This is a genomic window from Pseudoxanthomonas sp. USHLN014, from assembly GCF_037153335.1.
Classification (GTDB): Bacteria; Pseudomonadota; Gammaproteobacteria; order Xanthomonadales; family Xanthomonadaceae; genus Pseudoxanthomonas_A; species Pseudoxanthomonas_A winnipegensis.
Genome location: NZ_JBBCKO010000014.1, coordinates 78,070 through 100,347, shown reverse-complemented (window position 1 = coordinate 100,347; position 22,278 = coordinate 78,070). Strand labels below are relative to the sequence as shown.

The following is a 22,278-nucleotide window of genomic DNA, read 5'->3' as shown; positions in this document are numbered from 1 at the left end:
GCTTCGGAGGGGCAGCGGTCCGGCGGGCGGGGGCCGCTTATCCCTCGATCAGGGCATCCTGCCCTGACTCGGGCGCTCGGCGTCCTGCCTCGCTAGGCGCGGCCCCCGCCCGCCGAACCGCTGCCTCGCGCGTCGGGCGAAGAGACTTCGGGTCGAAAGTCAAAAGAAGTCCTGATCCATCCCTTCGCAGAGCCTCGATCCGGCCGGGCGCACGGAGAGCGGGCCCTAGGATGGCCCGCGGCGGCGAGTCCGCCAGAAAGGCGGACCGACCCGGGGAGCCTTGCCCGGCCGGTCGAGGTTGGTGCGCGAAGCGGTTGGCTTTTGCCGGTTCCGCACGCTGATAACGAGCTTCCTGAGTGGTCCGTCGGAATCCTGCTCAGGGCACAGGCGCGCCGTCGTGCAGCACCGGGTAGGGATTGACCGCAGTGCCCTTCCACCACTGCTTTTCCGGGCCGAGCTGGAAGATGGCGAAGTGTAGGTGCGGGGCGTCGGGGCTGGCGTTGCCGGTGCTGCCGACATAGCCGATCACCTGGCCGCGCTTGATCGCCTGCTTCTCCTGCAGGCCGTCGGCGTAGCGCTGGAGGTGCGCGTAGTAGTACGCCAGCCGGCCGCTCGGTTCGAACTGGTAGATGGTCAGCCCGCCGCGCTTGCTGTCGAACAGCTTCTCCACCGTGCCGTCGGCCACGGCCAGCACCGGCGTGCCGGCCGGGGCCATGATGTCGATCGCATCGTGTACGCGTCCGGCGCTGCGCGCGTCGGTGAAGGTGTCGCGCAGCGCGCTGCGTTCCACGCCCTGCACCGGCACCAGCAGACCCTGGCCGGCGTCCGGCGCGCGCAGCTGCGGCGCCACCGCCGGCATGGCGGGTGAGTCGGTGTCATCGCCTACCGGTGCCTGCGGCGAGACCGGCTCGACCGCCACGCGGGTGGGCTGCACGTCGCCGACCATCTGCAGGGCCGGCGTGGTCGGCGCGGTCCGGGCGACCGCGGCGTCGACCGCCGCGGCGGCCGTGCCCGGGGTGGAGGTGGGCTGCACGTCCAGCCCGACCGCGCGCAGGGCGTGCGTGCGTTCGACCAGGCGCAGGCCGACCGCGCCGATGACGATACCCAGCAACAGCGTCAGCAGGAATCTCATGGCCTCACTCCTGGAAGGTCACCGGCACGCTGGCATCCACCGCGTCGGCGACTTGCAGCACGTCCCAGTTGGTCAGGCGCACGCAGCCGTGGGACTGGGTCTTGCCCACGTTGCGCGGCTCGGGCGTGCCGTGCAGCCCATAGTGGTCCTTGGACAGGTCGATCCAGACCAGGCCCACCGGGTTGTTGGGGCCGGCGGCGATGGTGGCCTTCTTGTCGCCCTTCTTGGCATCCCAGAACAACTTGGGGTTGTAGTGATAAGTCGGATTGCGCGAGATGCCCAGGATCTTCCACTGGCCGATCGGCAGCGGGTCGTGCGCGCTGCCGGAGGTCACCGGGAACTGCGCATACACCTTGCCCTGATCGTCCAGCAGCCGCAGCGTGGAGTCGGACTTGTCCACCACCACGCGCGCGGCCTTGGCCAGCGGCGCGGCGCCGAGCACATTGGTCACCTTGACCACGGTGCCGGCCTTGGCCGTGGCGAAGTCCAGGCCGGGGTTGAGCTGCTGCAGCGTCTGCGGCCCGACGTGGAAGCGCTCGCCCAGCGCCTCGACCAGCGAGGTATAGCCCAGCGCGTCCAGGCCGGCCTGCTTGGCGATCTGCTTGGGGATCTGCACGAACGGGCCGGCCACGTCCTCGGCGGTCAGCGTGTAGCTGGCGACGACCGGCTTGGTGTCGGCGTTCAAGGCCTGCCAGGTCGCCGCATCGGGCTGGCCGGTGACCGGCAGGCCATGGGCGGCCTGGTAGCCGCGCAGGGCGCGCTGCTGGTTCGAGCCGGCCTGCCCGTCAATCTCGCCCGGGGAGAAGTGCGCGCGGTCCAGCAGCACCTGCAGGCGCAGCAGGCCCGAGGCGCCGTCGACCGTGGCCGCGTCGTTGGCGCGCGCCGCATCCGGTGTGTCGGGCGTCGTGGCGGCGGGCGTGCTGGCGGCCGGCGCGTTGGCCTGGAAGGCCTGTGCTTGCAGCGGGGCGATCAGGGCCAGCGCGAGCAGGCTGGGAAGTAGCGATACGGCACGGGTCATGCAACCCTCCAGTCATGGGAATGGCCGCACCATGCGCACGCGGTATGGGGCATCCGTGTGAAAATCCCGACTGGACGCTGACTGGCGCGACGATGGATCGAGGTATGACACCGGCATTTCCCGACGGCTTGCGGCGCTCGCGCCCGCACGCGCATCATGCGCGGCTTTCCCGCCGCCCCGTTCTGGACGTCGCATGACCCTGTCGCAGCTGCGCGCCCGTGGTGCCTTCGTGGACACCTGGCTGCCGCGCTTGCAGCGTGCCCGCCCCTGGCTGCTGGGGCTGGCCGCGCTGATCGTGGCCGCGCTGGTGGTCGATGCCTTCGTCGACCTGTCGCGGCAGATCACCTACGACGGCGTGGTCGCCTCGGTGCGCGGCGTGCCGGGCTGGAAGCTGGGCCTGGCGCTGGCGGCCACGGCGCTGAGCTTCTTCTCGCTGACCGGTTACGACGCCTCGGCGCTGCGCTATGCCGGCGCGCGCGTGCCGTACCGCGTGGTCGCCAAGACCGCGTTCATCGCCTATGCCTTGAGCAACATGATCGGCCTGGGCGTGTTCACCGGCGGCGCGGTGCGCCTGCGCCTGTACGGCGCGGCGGGCGTGGAGGCCGGCCTGATCACCCGGGCGATCGCCTTCAACGCGCTGGCCTTCGGCCTGGGCATCAGCGTGGTCGGCGCGGGCGGCGTGCTGCTTGACGCGCGCGAGCTAGCGCCGCTGGCGCATATGCCGGTGTGGGTGCTGCAGGCGCTGGCCATCGGAGCATTGGCCCTGGCCGGCGCGCTGATGTGGGCCTGCCGGCGCGGTGAGTTCAGGCTCGGCCCGATCCGCATCCGCCTGCCGGCGCCGAGCATGGCCTGGCAGCAGCTGGGCGTGTCGGTGGTGGACATCGTCGCCTCGGCCGCGGTGATGTGGTTCCTGCTGCCGGACGGGGCGATCGGCTTCCCGGCCTTCGTCGGCTTCTATGCCGCGGCCATGGTGCTGGGCGTGATCAGCCACGTGCCCGGCGGCCTGGGCGTGTTCGAGGCGGTGATGTTGCTGGCGCTGAAGGGCACGGTTCCCTCGGACCAGCTGGCCGGCGCGCTGGTGCTGTACCGGCTGATCTATTACGTGCTGCCGCTGCTGCTGGCCATGGTCGTGCTGGCCGTGCACGAGCTGCGCCTCAGCCCGGCCGCGCCGGTCGGCCGCGCGGTGGTCGGGCTGGCGCCGCATCTGCTGGCCGCCTTCACCGCGGTGGTGGCGATCATGCTGTTGGTCTCGGGCGTGACCCCGGCCACCGACCAGGCCACCGCCCTGCTGGCCATGCACGTGCCACTGATGCTGGTGGAGGCCTCGCACTTCCTCAGCTCGATCGCCGGCGTGGCGATGCTGTTCGTCGCGCGCGCGCTGCTGCGCCGGCTGGATGCGGCCTGGTGGGCGGCGGTCGGCCTGACCCTGGCCGCGCTGGTGCTGGCCCTGCCCAAGGGCCTGGCGGTGGACGAATCGCTGATCCTTGGCAGCCTGATGGCGGTCCTGCTGCTCTCGCGCAAGCAGTTCACGCGCAAGGCCTCGCTGCTGGCCGTGCCCTTCAGCGGCGGCTGGCTGCTGGCGATGGTGGTGGTATGCGTGGCGGTGACCGCGCTGCTGTTCTTCGTCTACCGCGACGTGGCCTATGCCAACCGTCTGTGGTGGCAGTTCGAGTTCGACGGCAACGCGCCGCGTTCGCTGCGCGCGATGGTCGGCGTGTCGATCCTGGCCCTGGTGCTGGCGCTGCGCCAGCTGTTGCGCCCGCCGGCGCCGCCGCTGCCGCTGCCCAGCGCCGAGGAACTGGCGCGTGCCCAGGAGATCCTGCGTCGCCAGCCTTCGGCCGACGCGGCGCTGGCGCTGACCGGCGACAAGCCGCTGCTGTTTTCCGAGAAGGGCGATGCGTTCGTGATGTTCGGACGCAAGGGCAAGTCTTGGGTGGCTCTGTTCGATCCGGTCGGCCCGCGCGAGGCCTGGCCCGAGCTGGTCTGGCGCTTCCTGGAGCGCGCCCGCGAATCGGGCGCGCGCGGCTGCTTCTACCAGGTGCGCCCGGACGCGCTGCCGCTGTATCTGGACGCGGGACTGCGCCTGTTCAAGCTGGGCGAATACGCCTGGGTGCCGCTGGCCGGCTTCAGCCTGCAGGGCAAGCGGCGCGGCAACCTGCGCAACGGCGTCAACCGCAGCGAGCGCGAGGGCCTGAGCTTCAGCCTGGTCGAGCGCGACGAGGTGGCCGCGATCCTGCCCGAGCTGCGCGCGGTCTCCGATGCGTGGCTGGCCAAGCACAACACCGCCGAGAAGCGCTTCTCGGTCGGCGCGTTCGACGATGCTTACATGGTGCGCAATCCGGTGGCGGTGGTGCGACGCGAGGGCAAGGTGATCGCCTTCGCCTCGCTGCTGGTGACCGATGTGCAGCAGGAGGCCAGCATCGACCTGATGCGCCAGCTGGAAGAGGCGCCCAACGGCACGATGGATTTCCTGTTCTCCAAGCTGATGCTGCATTTCGCCCAGGCCGGGTACGTGCGCTTCGGCCTGGGCATGGCGCCGCTGTCGGGCATGGCCGGACACGCGCTGGCGCCGCGCTGGCATCGCATCGGGCGCCTGCTGTTCGCCCACGGCGAGCACTTCTACAACTTCCGGGGGCTGCGCGCCTTCAAGGAAAAATTCGATCCGCAGTGGGAAGCCCGCTACCTGGCCGCGCCAGGCGGCATGGCCCCGCTGCTGGTGATGGGCGATGTCGCCGCGCTGATCAGCGGTGGCTACAAGGGAGTCATCCGCAAATGATCCGTCTGGCAAGCTGTCTGCTGCTGTTGGCCTGTGCGTTGCCGCTGGCCGCGCAGCAGCCCCGTCCCACGCCCGAGCGCATCTCGCACGGCAATTTCCGCGACGTGGCGCTGTACCGGCCGGTCGGCCCGCTCAAGCAGGTGGTGCTGATGCTCTCCGGCGACGGCGGCTGGAACGCGACCATGGACGCCGATGCGCAGGCGCTGGCCGCCAACGGCACCTTCGTGGCCGGCATCGATACCCCGCAGATGCGCCGGCAGTTCACCGGCGACGGCAAGGGCTGCGTATTCCCCGATGGCGACCTGGAGAACCTCTCGCACTATCTGCAGGGCTATGCCCAGCTGCCGGGCTACCGCGCGCCGCTGCTGATCGGCGAGGGCAGTGGCGCGGCCATCGCCTATGCCATGGTCGCGGCGGGCGATCCGGGGATCTTCGCCGGCGCGCTGACCCTGGATTTCACCCCTGCGCTGGACCTGGGCCGGGTGCCCTGCGAGGGCAAGGGCAACATCTTCGATACGCTGCCCGCGCGCGGGGCGACCACCACCCTGGTGCCGGCGCGCAACAAGCTGGCCGTGCCGTGGCTGACCCTGGACACCGACGGGCCGAAGAAGGGCTTCGATGCCAAGCCCTTCGCCGCACAGGTCAAGGGGGCCTCATTCGTGCAACTGGCCACCGGCGGCGATCAGGCCGCGGTGCGCCGCGCCGCGCTGACCACCGCCGCGCACATGCTGGCGCGGGAGCAGGTGGCGACCTTGCCGCCGCCGCCGCCGCAGGATCTGTCCGGCCTGCCCTTGAACGAAGTGCCGGCCACCGGCGGCGCCCGCAGCGACACCTACGCCATCCTGCTCAGCGGCGACGGCGGCTGGGCCGGTCTCGATCAGGAAGTGGCCAAGGCGCTGGCCGCCAAGGGCATCCCGGTGGTGGGCTTCGACTCGCTGCGCTATTTCTGGAAGAAGCGCACGCCGCAGGGCCTGGCCGGCGACCTGGATCGCATCATCCGCTACTACGGCGCGCACTGGGGCAAGGCCAAGGTGATGCTGATCGGCTATTCGCAGGGCGCCGACGTGCTGCCGTTCGCGGTCAACCGGCTGGCGCCGGACACGCGTGCCCAGCTCCTGCAGGCCGTGTACCTGGCGCTGAGCAACAACGCCGCGTTCGAGTTCCACGTCACCAACTGGATGAGCGACGACGTGGCCGACGCCATACCGACCATGCCGGAGATCCTCAAGCTCAAGGCCGCGCAGAACTTCTGCGTCTATGGCGAGGGCGACGACGAGCAGGTGTGCAGCAAGGTCCCGCCGGGCCACCTGCGCGTGCAGGCGTTGACCGGTGGCCATCACTTCGACGGTGACTACGCGCATCTGGCCGACATCATCCTCACCGCGGCCGACGCGGCCGAGGGCAAGCGCTGAGGTTCTCTCCCGCCGGCGCGGGGTAGGCGCGCCTGGTCTCCATGCGAACGCGCATTCGGCGCGTTCGCGTAGTGCTGGCGTCGGCTGCGTGTAAGGTCGTCCGCCGTCAGGCGGTCTGCGCCAGTGCCAGGCGCAGCAGGCGCGCCATCAGGTGTTCGCCGATGCCGCGCGGTGCCTCGAGGTCCATGCGCCGCAGCGCGATCGCATCGACCGGCGTGCGCGAGAACACCGCGCGGGCCACCGTGCGCAGCTTGCCGCCGCGCGTGCCGGTGCCGGCCTTCAGCCAAGTCAGGGCGCGCACCAGGCGTTGCTCGGTGCCGGTGAAGTCGCTGCCCAGCGGATAGTCGGGCAGGGTGCCATCGCGGCGGAACGGCGCCAGGGCCTGCGCCAGATGCTGCGGCGTGTTGCGCTGCCAGTGCGCCGGCGCGCTGAAGTCGCCCCGCAGCTTGCCGGCGGCCTTGGCCTGTTCCAGCAGCGGCGCGGCGAAGCGCGCATCGGCGATGCCGGCCATGGCGATGATGCAGTCCTCGTCGCTTTGCGCGCGCAGGTCGGCGATGCCGTACTCGTCCACGAACACATCGCGCAGATGGCGGGCGATCGTGGTGTGACCATAGTTCCAGCGCAGGTTGGATTCGACGCGCTCGCCTTCGCCGCGCACGGCGCGCAGCATCAGCACGCTGCGCGCATCGTGCAGGGCATGGGCCATGCTGACGAAGTCGTGCTGCCCACCCACGCCCGACACCACGCGGCCATCGTCCAGCCCGTCGGACACCGCCGCGCCCAGCGCGGTGGCCATCATGCAGCTGTTGAAGAAGCGCGCCTGCACGCGCTGCAGGCGCTCCAGCGCCTCGTGGCCGCCGTAGAGCTGGTTGATCTGGCTGATGCGCAGCATGCCGATGGCGCGGCGCTGGTCGTGATCCAGGTTGCGCAGCCAGTCGTAGAACTCCGGTGAGCCAAGATAGAAGGCGCCGTGCAGGTACTCGCCCTCGGCCTGCAGGCGGGCGTGGTCCTGCGCGTCGGCACTGCCGTCGGCCAGGCGTTGCATCAGCGCCGCATTGTCCAACACGCGGCGCTTGATCACTCCGCGCTGTACCAGCAGGCGGAAGCCCTCGTTGAGCATCTCGCTGCAGCCGTACAGGCCGACCTGGAACGGCGCCATGCCGCCGCTCTCGATCACCGCCGGGTGATGCAGCAGCTCCGGGTCCAGGGCGTGCAGCACGCGGCGATAGGCGGCGTTGTCGGTGTGACGCAGCACCAGCGCGTGGCTGAGCGCATCGGCCAGCGTACCGATGCCGATCTGCAGCGTGCCGCCGTCGCGCACCAGGGTGCTGGCGTACAGGCCGATGGCGTAGTCGGTGTCGCTGACCGGCTGGCGCGGCAGGGCGAACAAGGCCGGATACGGCCCGGGCGGGTCGATCACCACGTCGAAGAAGGTCTCGGCGACGCTGGCCGTGCCGCCGATCCACGGCAGCTGCGGGTCGACCTCGGCCACCAGCAGCGGGCGCGGCAGGCCGCGGCGCGCGATCGCCTCCAGCGTGTCCTGGGTGGTGTCGTTGTTGCACGACAGCGACAGGCGTACCGGGTCGCCAGGCCGGGCCTGCGGGTCGCGCGCGACCTTCTGCACGATCACGTTCGGCGCGCGCTGGGCCACGCCGTCGGCGGCGTGGGTGTAGTTGAGGCTGACGTAGCGGCGCTGCATCTGCCGCGAGTGCAGCAGCGCGCCGGACTGCATGTAGAACTCCTCGACCTGGATATGCGCCGGCAGCGCGTCGGCCTTGAGTGCCTGCACATAGCGCAGCCGCGGGAAGTCCTCGCCGAAGTGGCGCGCGCCGAACGGCTTGAAGAAGCGCGCCTCCAGCCCGTCGCCCTTCAGCGCGGGCGGATCCAGCGACAGCGCGGTCAACAGCAGCAGCGGACGAGACGGGTCACGTTCGACGCGGTCGTAGAGCGCGTTGAGCAGGCGGTGCGGCTTGCCGATGCCCAGCGGCGCGGCGACGCGCAGCGGGCCGGGCACGCGCTGCAGGATCAGATCGACGGCATCGGACAGTTCGGCGAGGTGTTGGGGCATGCAGGGACATCGGATCGCGGTGGGAGGAGGGTAGCCGAGCGGCCGTGCAGGACCGCGTGCCGGACTGTCCAGGCAGCGCCTGCCACGGCGCGCTGTAAAATGCGAATGGTTTTCATTAAGATACTGTCATCCGGGCGCCGCCATGGACGCGGCCCCGGCCCGCGCCGGCCAGCCGCTCGCCCGCCTGCGCGCCCAACCCCTTCTCGCCTCGGCTGGCACGACGCCCGGCCAGGTGCGTCCTGCCTCAGCCATCGGATCTTCCCCATGCCTTTCGCCCTCGCCTCCCTTCGCCTTCCCCGCCGGCCGCTGCCGCGCTGTTCCGTCCTGGCCGCGGGCCTGGCCCTGGCGCTGTCCGCGCAGGCTCAGACGCAGGGCGGTCCGGCCGATGCCGACCAGGCCCAGGACCTGGACAAGATCCTGGTGGTCTCCCAGCGCGCGCAGCGCGTCAGCAACGGTGCCACCAACCTGGACCTGGCGATCAAGGACACGCCGCAGTCGATCAGCGTCATCAGCCGCGAGCAGATGGACGCCTTCGGCGCCAACACGCTCAACGATGCGCTGCGCCTGGCGACCGGCATCCAGGTGGAGGAGTGGGAGACCAACCGCACCAACTATCTCTCGCGCGGCTTCGAGATCGAGAACACGCAGATCGACGGCATCGGCCTGCCCAACGGCTGGGGCATCGTCACCGGGGCGATGGATTCCTACGGCTACGACAAGATCGAGGTGATCCGCGGCGCCAACGGCCTGCTGACCGGCGTGGGCAATGCGGCCGGCACGATCAACTACGTGCGCAAGCGGCCGACCAACGACGAGCAGGGCTCGGTCGGGATCAGCTACGGCGCGTGGAACACTCGGCGCGAGCAGGTGGACTACTCCTCGCCGATCACCACCGACGGCAGCTGGGCGGTGCGCGTGGTCGCCGCGCACGAGGACGGCGGCTCTTACCTGCGCGACTACGACAAGGAGCGCACCTTCCTCTACGGCGTGGTCGACGGCCAGATCGGCGAGAACGGCACGCTGACCGCGGGCTACTCGTGGCAGCAGGCCAACAGCACCGGCAACATGTGGGGCGCGCTGACCTTCAACACCATCGGCGGCGGCCAGATCGGCTGGCCGCGCAGCGCCTCCACCACCCAGGACTGGACCTACTGGAACACCAACAACCAGACCGGCTTCGTCGAGTACGCCCAGCAGCTCAGTCCGGACTGGAAGCTGAAGGTGGCCTACAACTACCGGCGCAGCACCGAGGACGATCAGCTGTTCTTCGCCTACACCACGACCGGCCTGGATCCGGTCACCGGCGAAGGATTGAACGGCTATCCGTATAAGGGGCGCGACAAGGTCACCGCCAACCTGGGCACGGTCGAGCTCAACGGGACCTACGCGCTGTTCGGTCGTCCGCAGGAGGCGATGCTGGGCTTCAGCCTGGCCCAGAGCGAAAGCGGTGGGCATTACTGGTCGGCGCTGTCCGGCTTCGAGCCGCTGCCCGGGTTCCCCTATGCCGGCGATGTCGTGCCCGAGCCGCTCTGGGCCGCGCCGCAGCCGCAGGATTCGCTCAACCAGCACATCAAGCGCGCCTACGGCGCCACGCATGTCTCGCTGACCGAGCGCCTGAAGACGGTGCTGGGCTTCAACTACACCTCGTTCTCGCGCAACGGCCTGGCCGGCGGGGCGTACTTCGAGCAGAGCGACAGCCATACCAGCCCCTATGCCGGCCTGACCTGGGACTTCACCCCGGACGTGCTGGGCTATGTCAGCTATTCGGACATCTACCAGCCGCAGGACCAGCAGGACATCCTCCAGAACTACCTGCCGCCGACCAAGGGCAAGAACTACGAGGTCGGCGTCAAGGCCAACTGGCTGGACCAGCGTCTGCTGACCACGCTGGCGGTGTTCGATGCCAAGCAGGATGGCCTGGCCGTCTCGCGCGGGCTGAACCCGGCCAACGGCCAGTACTACTACGAGCCGGCCGACGTGGAATCCAAGGGCGTCGAGCTGGAGGTCACCGGCAAGGTCAACGACTACCTCGACCTGGTGTTCGGCTATACGCACCTGAAGATGGATGGCGAGCAGGGCGATGACACCTATCCCTGGGTGCCGCGCAACACGGCCAACCTGGCCATCAGCGCGCGCCTGCCCAGTTACAGCGCGCTGTCCTTCGGCCTCAGCGGCCGCTGGCAGGACAAGACCGTCTCCGGCCCGGACAGCTATACCGGCTATACGGTCAGCCAGGACGCGCACACCGTGCTTGATGCCTTCGTCGGCTGGGACATCACCCGCGACCTGACCCTGCGCGTCAACGCGCGCAACATCACCGACCGCAAGTACATCGGCAGCCTGTACCAGATCGGCTACTACGGCGCGCCGCGCAACACCACGGCCAGCCTGGAATGGCGCTTCTGAGCTGATTCAGCCGACGCGGTCGGTCCGCCTCCTGTCCGCGAAAGCGCCGGCTGGTCCGGCGCTTTCGCGTTTCAGGTCAGTGCACATCGCCGTTCGTCGGGTGTCGCCCGAGACGCTTGACAGCGGTTCGATTACGCGCGTAATTTCAATAAAAATTACAGGCGTAAACGACATGGCGATCAGCGAGGCCGAGGCGGTGGTGATGGAAGTGCTGTGGGAGCGCAGCCCGCTGGGCGCCGACGAGGTGGTCGCCGCGCTGGCCAGCCGCAACGACTGGGCCGAGCCGACCATCAAGACCCTGCTCAACCGCCTGCTCAACAAGGGCGCGATCCAGGCGACCAAGGAAGGGCGCCGCTATCTCTACTCGCCGGTGCTCACACGCCAGGCCTGGGTGCAGCAGCAGAGCGAGGGCCTGCTGGAGCGGGTGTTCGGCGGGCGCGTGGCGCCGCTGGTGGCGCATTTCTCGCAGCGCGGCAAGCTCTCGGCGCAGGACATCGCCGAGCTCAAGCGCCTGGTCCAGGAGCTGGACGATGAGCAGTGAGCTGGGCGAGACGACGCTGGCCACCAGCGCCGCGCTGGTGGTGGTGCTGTTGCTGCGCCGACCGATGCGCGCCGCCTTCGGCGCCGGGGCCGCGTATGCGCTGTGGCCGCTGGTGCCCGTGGCCTTGATCGCCGTGCTGCTGCCGGCGCCGGTGCGTTCGATGGCGCTGATGCCGATGGCCGTGCGGGTCGGCAGCGTGCAGTCCGTCGTCGTCGCGCCGGCGGATGCGGCTGTGCCGTGGACGTCCGTGCTGCTTGTGCTCTGGCTGACCGGCGCTTTGGCGATGGCCGGCCTGCAGCTGTGGCAGCAGCGCAGATTCCTGCGCCGGCTCGGCCGGCTGCGGGTGCATGCTCACGGCGTGCGCGTGGCCGCGATCAGCGCGGGGCTGCCGGCGGTGACCGGCGTGCTGCGCCCGCGCATTGTGCTGCCGGCGGATTTCCTGCATCGCTACGACGCGGACGAACGCGCTCTGGTGGTGGCGCACGAGCGTCAGCACATCGCCCGCGGCGATCTGCCCTGCAATGCGCTGGTGGCGCTGCTGCGCTGCGTTTACTGGTTCAACCCGCTGCTGCACTGGGCGGTGGCGCGCTATCGCCAGGACCAGGAGCTGGCCTGCGATGCGCGCGTGCTGCGGCGGCATCCGAGGGCGCGGCGGGCGTATGCGCAGGCCATGTTGAAGACGCAGCTGGATGTCTTCGCCCTGCCGGTGGGCTGCCACTGGCACACACACCCGATCAAGGAGCGGATCGCCATGTTGAAACGTCCCAGTCCCCGTCGTTGGCAGACGCGTCTGTCCGCTGTCCTGCTGCTGGCGCTGTTCGCCGGCGGTGGCTATGTGGCCTGGGCGCAGCAGCCGGCCGCTGCGCCATCGGCGCATGCGGCGGCGCCCACCGCCGCGCAGTACGGCGCGAACCTGCAGATCGAGGTGGACGGCGAGCGCCACGCGCTGGAGATGCACAGCGCGGCCGGAGTGCCGTTCGCGTTTGCCATCGACACCCAGGCCGGACACCGCTGGAGCGGCGAGCTGAGCCTCGAGCCCGACGCCCCTGGCCAAGCCAAGGTGCATGCCCGGCTGTTGCGGGACGGTGCCGACGTGACCGGCCCCGTGCTGCTGATTGCGCGCCTCGGCGAGGCGGCGTCGCTCAAGCTGACAACGGGCCCGGTGCAGGGCGCCACGCGCGATGTGGCGTTGTCGGTGCGGGTGCGCGCGCTGGATGTCCCCGCCCATCGCGCTGCGGCGGCACCGCCGGTGGCGCGCAAGCAGGTGGCGCCTGCGCCTGAGCAGGCGCAAGCGGAAGAGACATCGCCCTTCGACTATTCCCAGCATGCGCCGCCGCGCTATCCCAAGGAGGCCGCGAACAACGGCATTTCCGGGCGTGTGGTGATGCTGGTCGATGTGGCTGCCGACGGTTCGGTGCAGGACGTGCAGGTGGAAGAATCCAGGCCTGCGGGCGTGTTCGATGCCGTCTCGGTGGAAGCGGTCCGCAAGTGGAAGTTCAAGCCGGTCCTGGAGCACGGCCGGCCGGTCGCCCATCGCATGCGCGTGCCGATCGACTTCGATCTGGATGAGCCATCCGCGCCCTCTGCGTCGCACCAAGGCGTCGCGTCAGCGCCTGCCGGATCGCGTGAGCCCATGGATCTTGGGCGCGTGCTGGCCGATGTCGCGGCCGATGGTGGTGTTTCGCGCGTGCGCCTGGATACGGCTCGCAAGCCGACCGCGCTGGAGCGGGAAGTGATGAAGACCGTCGCGGCGTCCAATCTGAAGTGGGTGCTGCAGCGCCAGGGCGTGGATGCCGACACCGTCGCATTCGAGACCCGCCCGGCGCCCGCGGGCTTCATGGCGGGCCGCTGATGAGCACGCCCCCCAACAGCCTCCGGCCCACCCGCTGTCGTGGGAGCCGCCATGGCGGCGATCGGGGCCTTGCCAGCGGAGCCCCATCGTGGACTCTGCACTTCGCCACGATCTCCGCGGCGACGCTGCTGCTCTCCGCGTGCGCCACGCATCCGCTCGACCCGGCGCAGGACACCCTGGTCCGCAATGCCAATGTCGATCAGCGCATGCTGACACCGGAAGGCGGCGATGGCGCCGGCAAGATCGAGCGCTATGCGCTGGCGCCGACCGAGGTGTTCCGCATGCCGCAGCCGGTGCAGGCCGACAACCCCGCGCTGCCCGCCGACTCGCCGCGGCAGACGTTGGCACCGACCACGGTCTGCGCGCGCGTGATCCTCGATGCGCGCGGCGAAGTGCTGCGTGCCGAGCCGCTCGCCGACCGCGCCGAATGCGCCGCCGGCGCGCAGCCGGACAATGCCGATCTGGTGCAGGCGATGCTGGCCCAGGTGCGGCAATGGCGTTTCGAGCCGGCCGCCGTCTGCCATTTCAGCGCCGAGCATCCGCCGGCCGATCCGGAGCGCTGCGATGGCGCGCAGTCGGTCGAGCCGGTGCCGGTGACGCTGCTGTATGCCTTCACCTTCGAGGTGGAGCAGGGGCGTGTGCGTGTGGAGCGGGGCGGTGTGGGAGGCCGGTGACCGTCTTTGTGCGGCTGGGCGGAAGCAACTGCTTCCTCAACTCCAGCAGCCGCCCTTCTGTAGAGCGGAGCTCGCTCCGCTCGGGCGTTCCCCACGAACCGAACGAAGAGCAGCGGAGCGAGCTCCGCTCTACAGGTGGGAGCCGCTATGGCGGCGAGGGGCTTTATCGGGAACGCCTCATCGTCGCGATTGGCCAAAAAGGCTACAAGGGCGGCTCCCACAGACAATTTCACTCGCTGTTACAGCATCTCCGGCTTGAACAGGCCGCGGCGTGAGCGTTCGGGGCCGGACACCATGAACTTGCCGTCGCCGCGGTAGTGCACGGTGCGCGGGATCTTCGGCGTCGGCGCCACGTGCGCCTTGACCACTTCCCAGACGAACAGGTTGTGCCGTTCCACCAGCCGGTCATCGTGCAGGCGGCACTCGAAACTGGCGTGGCACTCGGCGATCAGCGGCGCCTGGACCTGGCTGGCCGGCTGGGCGGTCAGGCCGAAGGCCTCGAACTTGTCGACCTCGCTGCCGCTGCAGTTGCCGATGCGCACCACCGTGTCCAGCAGCGCCTCGGTCGGCAGATTGATCACGCACTGGCGGCTGGCGCGCACCAGCTCGAAGCTGCGGTTGCCGTTGGCGATCACGCAGGCCAGAAGCGAGGGCGAGAACTCCACCATCATGTGCCAGCCCATGGTCATGATGTCGCGTGCGCCGGCGTGCGCGCTGCTGACCAGCACCACCGGCCCGGGCTCGAGGAAGCGCCGCACCTGGTGTACGGGGAAGTCCTCTTTGGTGGGCGTTTTCATGCGGGCCTTGCACGGCGACAGCGGACTGCCATTGCACCGCGCCGGCCGTTCACGGCGTGTCAGTCCAGCACGTGCACCGCATCGGCCAGCTGCTGCACCTCGTCGGGCTGGTGGCTGACGTAGAGCATGGGCAGCTGGAGTTCGGTGCGCACGCCGCGCAGATAGGGGATCAGTTCGCCGCGCCGCGCGGGATCCAGGGCGGACAGCGGCTCGTCCAGCAGCAGCAGGGCCGGCTGCGACAGCAGGGCGCGGCCGATCGCCACGCGCTGGGCCTCGCCGCCGGAGAGATTGCGCGGCCGCCGCTGCAGCAGCGGGCCGATGCCCAGCAGCTCGACCACCGCCTCGAAGCCGAAGCGCGCGCCGGCGCTGCGCCCGTGCGTGCCGTAGCGCAGGTTGCCGCGCACATCCAGGTGCGGGAACAGGCGCGCATCCTGGAACACATAGCCGATGCGGCGCCGATGCACCGGCACGTCGATGCCGCGCGCGCTGTCGAACAGCACCGTCCCATCGACCGCGATGCGCCCCGCCACGGGTCGCAGCAGCCCGGCGATGGCGTTGAGCACGCTGGTCTTGCCCGCGCCGGAAGGGCCGGCGAGCGCCAGCAGGCGCGCATCGCTGTGGATGCGCACATGGCGGGTGAACTGGCCGCGCTGCAGCTGCAGGTCCGCATCCAGCATCACAGCACCTCGGTCTCGCGCCCGCGCTGGCGGCGCACCAGCCATTCGGACAGCACCAGCGCGGCCAGCGAGATGCACACCGACACCGCCGCCAAGCGCCAGATGCCGGCCTCCGCGCCGGGCACCTGCAGCAGGCCGTAGATGGCGGCGGACATGGTCTGCGTCTGGCCGGGGATGTTGGAGACGAAGGTGATGGTGGCGCCGAACTCCCCCAGGGCCTTGGCGAAGGCCAGCACCGCGCCGGCCACCAGCCCGGGCCAGGCCAGCGGCAGGGTGATGGTGGCGAACACCTTCCACGGCGGCGCGCCCAGGGTCGCGGCGGCGTGCTCCAGGCGGCGGTCGACCTGTTCGATCGACAGGCGGATGGCGCGCACCATCAGCGGGAAGCCCATGACCGCGCAGGCCACCGCTGCGCCGGTCCAGCGGAAGGCGAAGCGCAGGCCGAAGTGTTCCAGCAGCCAGGCCCCGATCGCCCCGCGCGTGCCCAGCGTCACCAGCAGCGCATAGCCCACCACCACCGGCGGCAGCACCAGCGGCAGATGCACCAGCGCATCGAGCAGCGCCCGCCCGGGAAAGCGCCGGCGCGCCAGCAGCCAGGCCACGGCGATGGCCGCCGGCAGGCTGCAGACGGCGGCCACGGCCGCCACCTTCAGGCTCAGGGCGATGGCGGTGAGTTCTTCGGGCGAGAAACCGAACACGCGTTACGGCAGGACCGTGAAGCCATGCTGGCGGAAGATCGCCTGCGCCGGCGCGGTGCCCAGCCACTGCACGAAGGCCGCGCGCGCCGGCGCGGTGCCGGCCTTGAGCGTGGCCACCGGATAGACGATGGCCGGATGGCTGGAGGCGGGGAAGGTGTCGACCACGCGCACGTTGGCATCGGCCGCCGCGTCGGAGCCGTAGACGATGCCCAGCGGCGACTCGCCGCGCGAGACCAGCAGCAGGGCCGAGCGCACGCTGTCCGATTCGGCCAGCCGGCCTTGCACGCCGTCCCACAGCCGCAGCGAGGTCAGCGCCGCCTTGGCGTACTTGCCGGCGGGCACGGCGTTGACCTGGCCGACCGCCAGGCGGCCATCGCCCAGCGCCTTGTCCAGCGCGCCGGGCTGGGTGAGCCTGACCTGCACGGTGCTGGCCTTGGGCGCGACCAGCACCAGGGTGTTGCCGAGCAGGTTGCGGCGGCTGGCCGGGTCGATCAGCGCGCGCTGCTGCAGATAGTCCATCCATTCCAGGTCGGCCGAGACGAACACGTCGGCCGGTGCGCCCTGTTCGATCTGGCGCGCCAGCGTCGAGCTGGCCGCGTAGGACACGGTGACCGGCGTGCCGGTGGTCTTCTGGTAGAGGGCGGCGGCCTGGTCCATCGATTCCTTCAGGCTGGCGGCGGCGAACACGGTGACCGGCGCGGGGGCGGCCGCCTGCGCGGCCAGCGCGGCGGTGGCGGCGAACAGGACCAGGCCTGCGCGCAGCAGGCGGGGAAGCAGGCGTGTCATCGCGAGGATGTCTCTCGATCGGGCATGTGCGCCGAGTATCGCGCGCCACGGTCGCGCCGGAGGTGAGAGCGCATGCGACGGACCGTTCGCCCGGCTGCGCGTCGGTCACACGGCGCGCGGAGTAGGCTGGCCTCCCGCATCGCCAGGCCAGGCCCGCCATGAGCACCGCCACCCCGATCACCGTCGTGCTGGAGCAGGAGCAGGACTTCGTGTTCCGGCTCCACTTCGAAGGCCTCGATGCGCCCGACGTGCTGTCCGACGAAGGCCCGCCGCTGGGCCATGACCAGGGGCCGCGGCCCTCGCATCTGCTGCTGGCCGCGATCCTCAACTGCCTCTCGGCCAGCCTGCTGTTCGCGCTGCGCAAGTACAGGAACGCGCCGGGCCGGCTGCGCGCCTCGATCAGCGCGGTCGCCGAACGCAATGCCGACGGCCGGCTGCGCCTGCCGCGCGCCCTGGCGACGCTGCAGCTGCCCGAAGGCAGCGCGGACTATGCCCATCTGGAGCGCGTGCTGGCGACCTTCGAGGACTTCTGCACCGTGACCCAGAGCGTGCGCCAGGGCATCGACGTGCAGGTCGAGGTGCGCGACGCGCAGGGCCAGCTGCTGCTGGGCCAGGCGCCGGCCGAGGCGGTCCTGTGAGCGCGCCGCTGCTGATCGCCTGCCCGCACTGCCAGGCGCGCAACCGCGTGCCGGCCGAACGCCTGGCCGAGGCGCCAACCTGCGGTCGCTGCCATCAGGCCTTGTTCACCGGGCACCCGCTGGCGCTGGACGCCGGCACGTTCGACCTGCATGCGCGCGACAGCGATCTGCCGCTGCTGGTGGATTTCTGGGCGCCGTGGTGCGGGCCGTGCCGGGTGATGGCGCCGCAGTTCGAGGCCGCCGCCAAGCAGCTGGAGCCCCGCATGCGCCTGGCCAAGGTCGACACCGAGGCGCAGCCGGTGCTGGGCGCGCGCTTTTCCATCCGCAGCATTCCGACGATGGCGGTGTTCCTGCATGGGCGCGAGCTGGGCCGGCAGTCCGGCGCGCTGCAGGCGGCGCAGATCGTGCAATGGGCACGGCGCGTGGCGCAGGGCTGAGTTGGGTCGGGCAGCGAAGCGGCGCTGGCGCCGCAACAACCTCGCTACCGTCGTTCGCGCGAAAGCGGGAACCCATGGACGTTGCGCGACCTGCGCGGAAGTCCCTGGATCCCCGCGTTCGCGGGGATGACGGCTGTTGGGTTTGCAGCGCGAAGCCTCGGGCGAATCTTCCTACCGTCGTTCCCGCGAAAGCGGGAACCCAGGGACTTTGCGGTGGCCTGCGCGGAAGTCCCTGGATCCCCGCGTTCGCGGGGATGACGGCTGTTGGGTTTGCAGCGCTAAGCCTCGGGCGGACCTTCCTACCGTCGTTCCCGCGAAAGCGGGAACCCAGGGACTTTGCGGTGGCCTGCGCGGAAGTCCATGGATCCCCGCGTTGGCGGGGATGACGAGCGTTGGGTTCGCAGCGCGAAGCGCAACTGCAACGCCACCGCCCGTCGCTCAGGGCACCAATCGCTCCAGCCCCGCGCGCGCCAGGACGCGTTCCCACGGGAACAGCGGTCCCGGGTCGCGCTTGCGTGCGACCAGCCGCGTGGGCGCGTCCTCGGCGGGCACCTGGGCGGTGTCCAGGTCCTCGTGTCCGGCGATCCAGCGCAGGGCCGGCAGCGTCTGCCGCAACCGGTCGAGCAGGGCGAGCAGGGCCTCGATCTGGGCCTCGGGGTAGGGCTCGTCCATCGCCTGGTGGCCGGCGTGCAGCCAGTGCGGGTAGCGGCCGCGGTTGACCAGTTCGATGCCGACGCTGCGTGCGTTGAGGCCACGCACATGGTGGGCGACGCGTTCGGGCGCGATCCACTGCTGCACGCCGCCGTCGCGGTCGATGTACCAGTGCCCGCTGTTGCCGGTGCCGGAGGCATAGCGCGGCTGTTCGCCGTAGTGGCGCGCGGTGGCCAGGTCCGGCAGCTCGGTGCAGTGGATGACCACCAGGTCGATCCGGTCCAGGGGCCGCGCCTCCAGCAGGTCCTGGTAGGGCAGGGGATCGGCGGTGATCGGCAAGGCATCGGGCATGGGCGCCGATGCTACACGGGCGGGCCGCGGGCGAGGGCGGGGTAAACTGCGTGTCCCCGGCGCCAGGCGCCGCCTGTCGCGTCCGATCCGCATGCCGCTCAATCCCGATTCCCCCCTGGCCAGGCTCATGGCCACCCTGCCGCGCCCGGGCACGGTGGAATGGATCGGGCTGCGCCCGGCGCGCGATGTGCCGATGCAGGCGGTCGCGCGCGTCCAGGCCAGCACCGGCGGCGGGCTGGAAGGCGATCGCTACAAGGGCGGCAGCGGCAAGCGCGGACTGACCCTGATCCAGGCCGAGCATCTGCCGGTGATCGCCACGCTGGCCGGGCTGGACGCGGTGCAGGCGGCCACCCTACGGCGCAATGTGGTGGTGCGCGGCCTGCCGCTGATCGCGCTGAAGGAGCGCCGCTTCCGCATCGGCAGCGTGGTGCTGGAAGGCACCGAGCCGTGCGATCCCTGCTCGCGCATGGAGGACGCGCTGGGCGCCGGCGGCTACAACGCCATGCGCGGCCATGGCGGCCTGTGCGCGCGCATCATCGAAGGCGGCAGCTTCGCGGTCGGCGATGCGGTGGTGCCGCTGTGATCCGCGGCCACGTCATCCTCTCGCACGGCTTCGAAAGCGGGCCGGACGCGACCAAGGTCACCGCGCTGGCGCAGGTCGCCCAGGCCGCCGGCTGGACCAGCGAGCGGCCGGACTTCACCGACCTGGACGCGCGCAGCGACCTGAGCCAGCTCGGCGATGTCGGCGCGCGCCTGGCGCGCCTGCGCACGCTGGCCGAGGCTGCCGCACGCAAGGGGCCGCTGGTGCTGGTCGGCTCCAGCCTCGGCGCCTATACCTCGGCCCAGGTGTCGCTGCAGGTGCCGGTGCACGGGCTGTTCCTGATGGCGCCGCCGACCGCGCTGGGGCCGATGCCCGCGCTGGACGCGGCGCAGGTGCCGCTGTCGGTCATCCACGGCTGGGACGACGAGCTGATCCCCGCCCGCAACGTCATCGACTGGGCCCAGGCCCGCCGCGCCCGCCTGCTGCTGGTCAACGACGACCATCGCCTGGCCAACCATGTCGACGCGGCCGCGGCCGCATTCGGCGAGCTGCTGGCCGGGCTCTAGGCGGGAGTGAGCGGAGCGCAGTGAGGAGGGAGCAACAGCAACAATCTTCTCCACCTCCCTCGCGCTCGATCTCACGCACGCCTCACTCCTCTTCACTCACGCCTGGCTTTTTATGAAGTTCTACGTTTCCTGCGCCAAGGGCCTGGAGTACCTGCTGGTCGACGAGCTGACCGCGCTGGGTGCGGCCAAGGCCACGGCCACCGTCTCGGGCGTCAATGCCGAAGGCACGCTGCACGATGCGCAGCGCGCGGTGCTGTGGTCGCGCCTGGCCAGCCGCGTGCTGTGGCCGATCGGCGAGTTCGAATGCCCCGACCAGGACGCGCTGTACGACGGCATCTTCGCGCTGCCATGGACGCGGCACCTGACCTCCGAGTTGACCCTGGCCGTTGACGCGCACGTGTCCGGCGAGGCGATCACGCATGCGCGCTTCGCCGCGCAGCGGATCAAGGACGCCATCGTCGATCACCTGCGCGCCGAGGGCTTCGAACGGCCGTCGGTGGACGTGGACGAGCCGGACGTGCGCATCAACTTCTCGCTGCGCAAGGGCCGGGCGACGGTGTCGATCGACCTGGGCGGCGGGCCGCTGCACCGGCGTGGCTGGCGCCAGGTGCGCAACGAGGCGCCGCTGAAGGAGAACCTGGCCGCCGCCGTGCTGCTGCGCGGCGGCTGGCTGCAGTCCTACGCCGGCGGGGGCGGCCTGCTCGACCCGATGTGCGGCAGCGGCACGCTGCTGATCGAAGGCGTGCTGATGGCCGCCGACGTGGCGCCGGGCCTGCAGCGCCATGGCAGCCTGCCGCCGTCGCGCTGGCTGGGCTTCGATGCCGAGCAGTGGCGCGTGCTGCTGGACCAGGCGCGCACGCGCGAAGCCGCCGGCCGCGCCAAACTGGGTCAGGTCGCCTTCGGCAGCGACATCGATCCGCGCGCCATCGAGGCCGCCCGCGCCAGCGCGCGCGAGGCCGGCGTCGAGGACGCCATCGCCTTGAGCGTGAGCGACGTGGCGCAGCTGTCGGCGCCGCCGATCCGCCGCGGCGTGGTGGTGTGCAACCCGCCCTACGACGAACGCCTGGCGGCCGCCGCCGCGCTCTACCGCGCGCTGGGCGATGGCTTGCGCCAGGCCGTGCCCGACTGGCGCGCCAGCCTGCTGTGCGGCAGCGCCGATCTGGCCATGGCCACCGGCCTGCGCGCGCAGAAGAAGTACCAGCTGTTCAACGGCGCCATCGAGTGCGCGCTGATCTTCGTCGACCCGATCGCGCCGCCGCAGCGCGTGGTCCCCGACGCGCCACCGGAGTTGAACGACGGCGCCCAGATGGTCGCCAACCGGCTGCGCAAGAACCTCAAGAAGCTCAAGGCCTGGCGCCAGCGCGAGGACGTGAGCTGCTACCGCGCCTACGACGCCGACCTGCCCGAATACGCCGCGGCGGTGGACGTCTACACCGAGGCCGAAGGCGCGCAGCGCACCTTCCTGCATGTGCAGGAATACGCCGCGCCGGCCAGCATCCCCGAAGCCGACGTGCAGCGCCGCTTCAACGAACTGCTCTCGGCGGTGCGCGCGGTGTTCGAGGTGCCGCGCGAGCAGGTGGCGATCAAGTCGCGCGCGCGCGGCAAGGGCGGCAGCAAGTACGGACGCATGGGCCAGCAGGGCGAGTTCATCGTCGTGCGCGAGCACGGTGCGCGGCTGCGCGTGAACCTGTTCGACTACCTGGATACCGGGCTGTTCCTGGACCACCGTCCGCTGCGCGGACAGATGGCCGCCCAGGCGCGCGGCCGGCGCTTCCTCAACCTCTTCAGCTATACCGGCGTGGCCAGCGTGGAGGCGGCGGTGGCCGGCGCCAGCAGCACCACCAGCGTCGACCTGTCGGCGACCTACCTGGAGTGGTGCGCCGAGAACCTGCGCGAGAACGGCCTGGGCGGCGCCCGGCACCAGCTGGTGCAGGCCGACGTGCTGGCCTGGCTGGAGGCCGACCGCGGCCAGTACGACCTGATCTTCTGCGACCCGCCGACCTTCTCCAACTCCGCGCGCGCCGAGGACTTCGACGTGCAGCGCGACCACGTGCGCCTGCTGCGCGCGGCGGTGGCGCGGCTGGCGCAGGGCGGGGTGCTGTACTTCTCCAACAACTTCCGCCGCTTCAGGCTGGACGAGGCGGCGGTGGTGGAGTTCGCGGTGTGCGAGGAGATCAGCCCCAGCACCATCGGCCCGGACTTCGAGCGCAACGCCCGCATCCACCGCGCCTGGCGCCTCACGCGGGCCTGATCGCCC

Annotated in this window: 19 protein-coding genes; 11 read left to right on the top strand and 8 right to left on the bottom strand. The window is 70.8% G+C overall.

Translation table 11 applies throughout. From position 1 onward, the window contains the following. Positions 1–376 precede the first annotated feature (376 nt). Together WFQ05_RS19355 and WFQ05_RS19350 are read right to left on the bottom strand one after the other, a co-directional pair. Complete coding sequence (locus WFQ05_RS19355) at positions 377–1,132, bottom strand: M23 family metallopeptidase (protein WP_337054979.1); 756 nt, start codon at positions 1,130–1,132, stop codon at positions 377–379. Between the two features lie 4 nt (positions 1,133–1,136). Beyond that, positions 1,137–2,150, bottom strand: a complete 1,014-nt coding sequence (locus WFQ05_RS19350; RefSeq protein WP_131660420.1) for a L,D-transpeptidase — start codon at positions 2,148–2,150, stop codon at positions 1,137–1,139. Between the two features lie 193 nt (positions 2,151–2,343). On the opposite strand from WFQ05_RS19350, the gene mprF reads away from it, so the two are divergent. Together mprF and WFQ05_RS19340 are read left to right on the top strand one after the other, a co-directional pair. Continuing rightward, positions 2,344–4,926, top strand: a complete 2,583-nt coding sequence (gene mprF / locus WFQ05_RS19345) for a bifunctional lysylphosphatidylglycerol flippase/synthetase MprF (protein ID WP_130528530.1) — start codon at positions 2,344–2,346, stop codon at positions 4,924–4,926. Then, positions 4,923–6,338, top strand: a complete 1,416-nt coding sequence (locus WFQ05_RS19340; protein ID WP_337054977.1) for an AcvB/VirJ family lysyl-phosphatidylglycerol hydrolase — start codon at positions 4,923–4,925, stop codon at positions 6,336–6,338. Before mprF ends, WFQ05_RS19340 begins: the two co-directional genes overlap by 4 nt. A gap of 106 nt (positions 6,339–6,444) precedes the next feature. On the opposite strand, the gene WFQ05_RS19335 is transcribed toward WFQ05_RS19340, so the two are convergent. Then, positions 6,445–8,406: an acetyl-CoA hydrolase/transferase C-terminal domain-containing protein gene (locus WFQ05_RS19335; RefSeq protein ID WP_337054976.1), complete on the bottom strand. Its 1,962-nt coding sequence runs from the start codon at positions 8,404–8,406 to the stop codon at positions 6,445–6,447. A gap of 264 nt (positions 8,407–8,670) precedes the next feature. Here WFQ05_RS19335 and WFQ05_RS19330 point away from each other — a divergent pair, with 264 nt between their 5' ends. The 4 genes from WFQ05_RS19330 (at position 8,671) to WFQ05_RS19315 (ending at position 13,879) form a co-directional block, all read left to right on the top strand. After that, complete coding sequence (locus tag WFQ05_RS19330; RefSeq protein ID WP_337054975.1) at positions 8,671–10,812, top strand: TonB-dependent siderophore receptor; 2,142 nt, start codon at positions 8,671–8,673, stop codon at positions 10,810–10,812. 172 nt (positions 10,813–10,984) lie between these two features. Further along, a complete protein-coding gene (locus tag WFQ05_RS19325; protein ID WP_130524872.1) occupies positions 10,985–11,353 on the top strand; it encodes a BlaI/MecI/CopY family transcriptional regulator in 369 nt (122 codons plus the stop codon). After that, positions 11,343–13,205: a TonB family protein gene (locus tag WFQ05_RS19320; RefSeq protein WP_337054974.1), complete on the top strand. Its 1,863-nt coding sequence runs from the start codon at positions 11,343–11,345 to the stop codon at positions 13,203–13,205. The genes WFQ05_RS19325 and WFQ05_RS19320 overlap by 11 nt, the downstream gene beginning before the upstream one ends. After that, entirely contained in the window at positions 13,205–13,879 is a 675-nt protein-coding gene (locus WFQ05_RS19315) for a hypothetical protein (RefSeq protein WP_337054973.1), read from the top strand. The genes WFQ05_RS19320 and WFQ05_RS19315 overlap by 1 nt, the downstream gene beginning before the upstream one ends. Positions 13,880–14,118: 239 nt before the next feature. Here WFQ05_RS19315 and WFQ05_RS19310 read toward each other — a convergent pair whose 3' ends face one another. Genes WFQ05_RS19310 through modA form a run of 4 tightly spaced genes read right to left on the bottom strand, consistent with a single transcriptional unit; the run spans position 14,119 to position 16,837 of the window. Next, positions 14,119–14,676 carry a flavin reductase family protein gene (locus WFQ05_RS19310; RefSeq protein WP_130517413.1) on the bottom strand — a complete coding sequence of 186 codons (558 nt, stop codon included), beginning with the start codon at positions 14,674–14,676 and terminating at the stop codon, positions 14,119–14,121. 59 nt (positions 14,677–14,735) lie between these two features. Further along, positions 14,736–15,353 carry a molybdenum ABC transporter ATP-binding protein gene (modC, locus tag WFQ05_RS19305; protein WP_130524870.1) on the bottom strand — a complete coding sequence of 206 codons (618 nt, stop codon included), beginning with the start codon at positions 15,351–15,353 and terminating at the stop codon, positions 14,736–14,738. Next, positions 15,353–16,051 carry a molybdate ABC transporter permease subunit gene (modB, locus tag WFQ05_RS19300; protein ID WP_130528537.1) on the bottom strand — a complete coding sequence of 233 codons (699 nt, stop codon included), beginning with the start codon at positions 16,049–16,051 and terminating at the stop codon, positions 15,353–15,355. Before modB ends, modC begins: the two co-directional genes overlap by 1 nt. A gap of 3 nt (positions 16,052–16,054) precedes the next feature. Further along, positions 16,055–16,837 carry a molybdate ABC transporter substrate-binding protein gene (gene modA, locus WFQ05_RS19295; RefSeq protein ID WP_337054972.1) on the bottom strand — a complete coding sequence of 261 codons (783 nt, stop codon included), beginning with the start codon at positions 16,835–16,837 and terminating at the stop codon, positions 16,055–16,057. 158 nt (positions 16,838–16,995) lie between these two features. Between modA and WFQ05_RS19290 the strand changes: the two genes are divergently transcribed. Both WFQ05_RS19290 and trxC read left to right on the top strand, forming a co-directional pair. Beyond that, positions 16,996–17,475: an OsmC family protein gene (locus tag WFQ05_RS19290; protein WP_337054971.1), complete on the top strand. Its 480-nt coding sequence runs from the start codon at positions 16,996–16,998 to the stop codon at positions 17,473–17,475. Next, positions 17,472–17,912, top strand: a complete 441-nt coding sequence (gene trxC / locus WFQ05_RS19285) for a thioredoxin TrxC (RefSeq protein WP_337054970.1) — start codon at positions 17,472–17,474, stop codon at positions 17,910–17,912. Before WFQ05_RS19290 ends, trxC begins: the two co-directional genes overlap by 4 nt. A gap of 438 nt (positions 17,913–18,350) precedes the next feature. On the opposite strand, the gene WFQ05_RS19280 is transcribed toward trxC, so the two are convergent. Further along, positions 18,351–18,914, bottom strand: a complete 564-nt coding sequence (locus WFQ05_RS19280) for an N-acetylmuramoyl-L-alanine amidase (RefSeq protein WP_337054969.1) — start codon at positions 18,912–18,914, stop codon at positions 18,351–18,353. A gap of 91 nt (positions 18,915–19,005) precedes the next feature. Here WFQ05_RS19280 and WFQ05_RS19275 point away from each other — a divergent pair, with 91 nt between their 5' ends. The 3 genes from WFQ05_RS19275 to rlmKL all read left to right on the top strand — a co-directional run bounded on the left by WFQ05_RS19275 (position 19,006) and on the right by rlmKL (position 22,272). Beyond that, positions 19,006–19,497 carry an MOSC domain-containing protein gene (locus WFQ05_RS19275; protein WP_130517426.1) on the top strand — a complete coding sequence of 164 codons (492 nt, stop codon included), beginning with the start codon at positions 19,006–19,008 and terminating at the stop codon, positions 19,495–19,497. After that, positions 19,494–20,021, top strand: a complete 528-nt coding sequence (locus tag WFQ05_RS19270; protein WP_130517428.1) for a YqiA/YcfP family alpha/beta fold hydrolase — start codon at positions 19,494–19,496, stop codon at positions 20,019–20,021. The genes WFQ05_RS19275 and WFQ05_RS19270 overlap by 4 nt, the downstream gene beginning before the upstream one ends. A gap of 112 nt (positions 20,022–20,133) precedes the next feature. Next, on the top strand, positions 20,134–22,272 hold the full coding sequence (rlmKL, locus tag WFQ05_RS19265) for a bifunctional 23S rRNA (guanine(2069)-N(7))-methyltransferase RlmK/23S rRNA (guanine(2445)-N(2))-methyltransferase RlmL (protein WP_337054968.1): 2,139 nt from the start codon (positions 20,134–20,136) through the stop codon (positions 22,270–22,272). Positions 22,273–22,278 lie beyond the last annotated feature (6 nt).

Bases quoted from the DNA above. Each gene is read 5' to 3' on its own strand.
- WFQ05_RS19355 (WP_337054979.1), bottom strand. From the start codon at position 1,132: ATGAGATTCCTGCTGACGCTGTTGCTGGGTATCGTCATCGGCGCGGTC.
- WFQ05_RS19350 (WP_131660420.1), bottom strand. From the start codon at position 2,150: ATGACCCGTGCCGTATCGCTACTTCCCAGCCTGCTCGCGCTGGCCCTG.
- mprF (WP_130528530.1), top strand. From the start codon at position 2,344: ATGACCCTGTCGCAGCTGCGCGCCCGTGGTGCCTTCGTGGACACCTGG.
- WFQ05_RS19340 (WP_337054977.1), top strand. From the start codon at position 4,923: ATGATCCGTCTGGCAAGCTGTCTGCTGCTGTTGGCCTGTGCGTTGCCG.
- WFQ05_RS19335 (WP_337054976.1), bottom strand. From the start codon at position 8,406: ATGCCCCAACACCTCGCCGAACTGTCCGATGCCGTCGATCTGATCCTG.
- WFQ05_RS19330 (WP_337054975.1), top strand. From the start codon at position 8,671: ATGCCTTTCGCCCTCGCCTCCCTTCGCCTTCCCCGCCGGCCGCTGCCG.
- WFQ05_RS19325 (WP_130524872.1), top strand. From the start codon at position 10,985: ATGGCGATCAGCGAGGCCGAGGCGGTGGTGATGGAAGTGCTGTGGGAG.
- WFQ05_RS19320 (WP_337054974.1), top strand. From the start codon at position 11,343: ATGAGCAGTGAGCTGGGCGAGACGACGCTGGCCACCAGCGCCGCGCTG.
- WFQ05_RS19315 (WP_337054973.1), top strand. From the start codon at position 13,205: ATGAGCACGCCCCCCAACAGCCTCCGGCCCACCCGCTGTCGTGGGAGC.
- WFQ05_RS19310 (WP_130517413.1), bottom strand. From the start codon at position 14,676: ATGAAAACGCCCACCAAAGAGGACTTCCCCGTACACCAGGTGCGGCGC.
- modC (WP_130524870.1), bottom strand. From the start codon at position 15,353: ATGCTGGATGCGGACCTGCAGCTGCAGCGCGGCCAGTTCACCCGCCAT.
- modA (WP_337054972.1), bottom strand. From the start codon at position 16,837: ATGACACGCCTGCTTCCCCGCCTGCTGCGCGCAGGCCTGGTCCTGTTC.
- WFQ05_RS19290 (WP_337054971.1), top strand. From the start codon at position 16,996: ATGAGCACCGCCACCCCGATCACCGTCGTGCTGGAGCAGGAGCAGGAC.
- WFQ05_RS19280 (WP_337054969.1), bottom strand. From the start codon at position 18,914: ATGCCCGATGCCTTGCCGATCACCGCCGATCCCCTGCCCTACCAGGAC.
- WFQ05_RS19275 (WP_130517426.1), top strand. From the start codon at position 19,006: ATGCCGCTCAATCCCGATTCCCCCCTGGCCAGGCTCATGGCCACCCTG.
- rlmKL (WP_337054968.1), top strand. From the start codon at position 20,134: ATGAAGTTCTACGTTTCCTGCGCCAAGGGCCTGGAGTACCTGCTGGTC.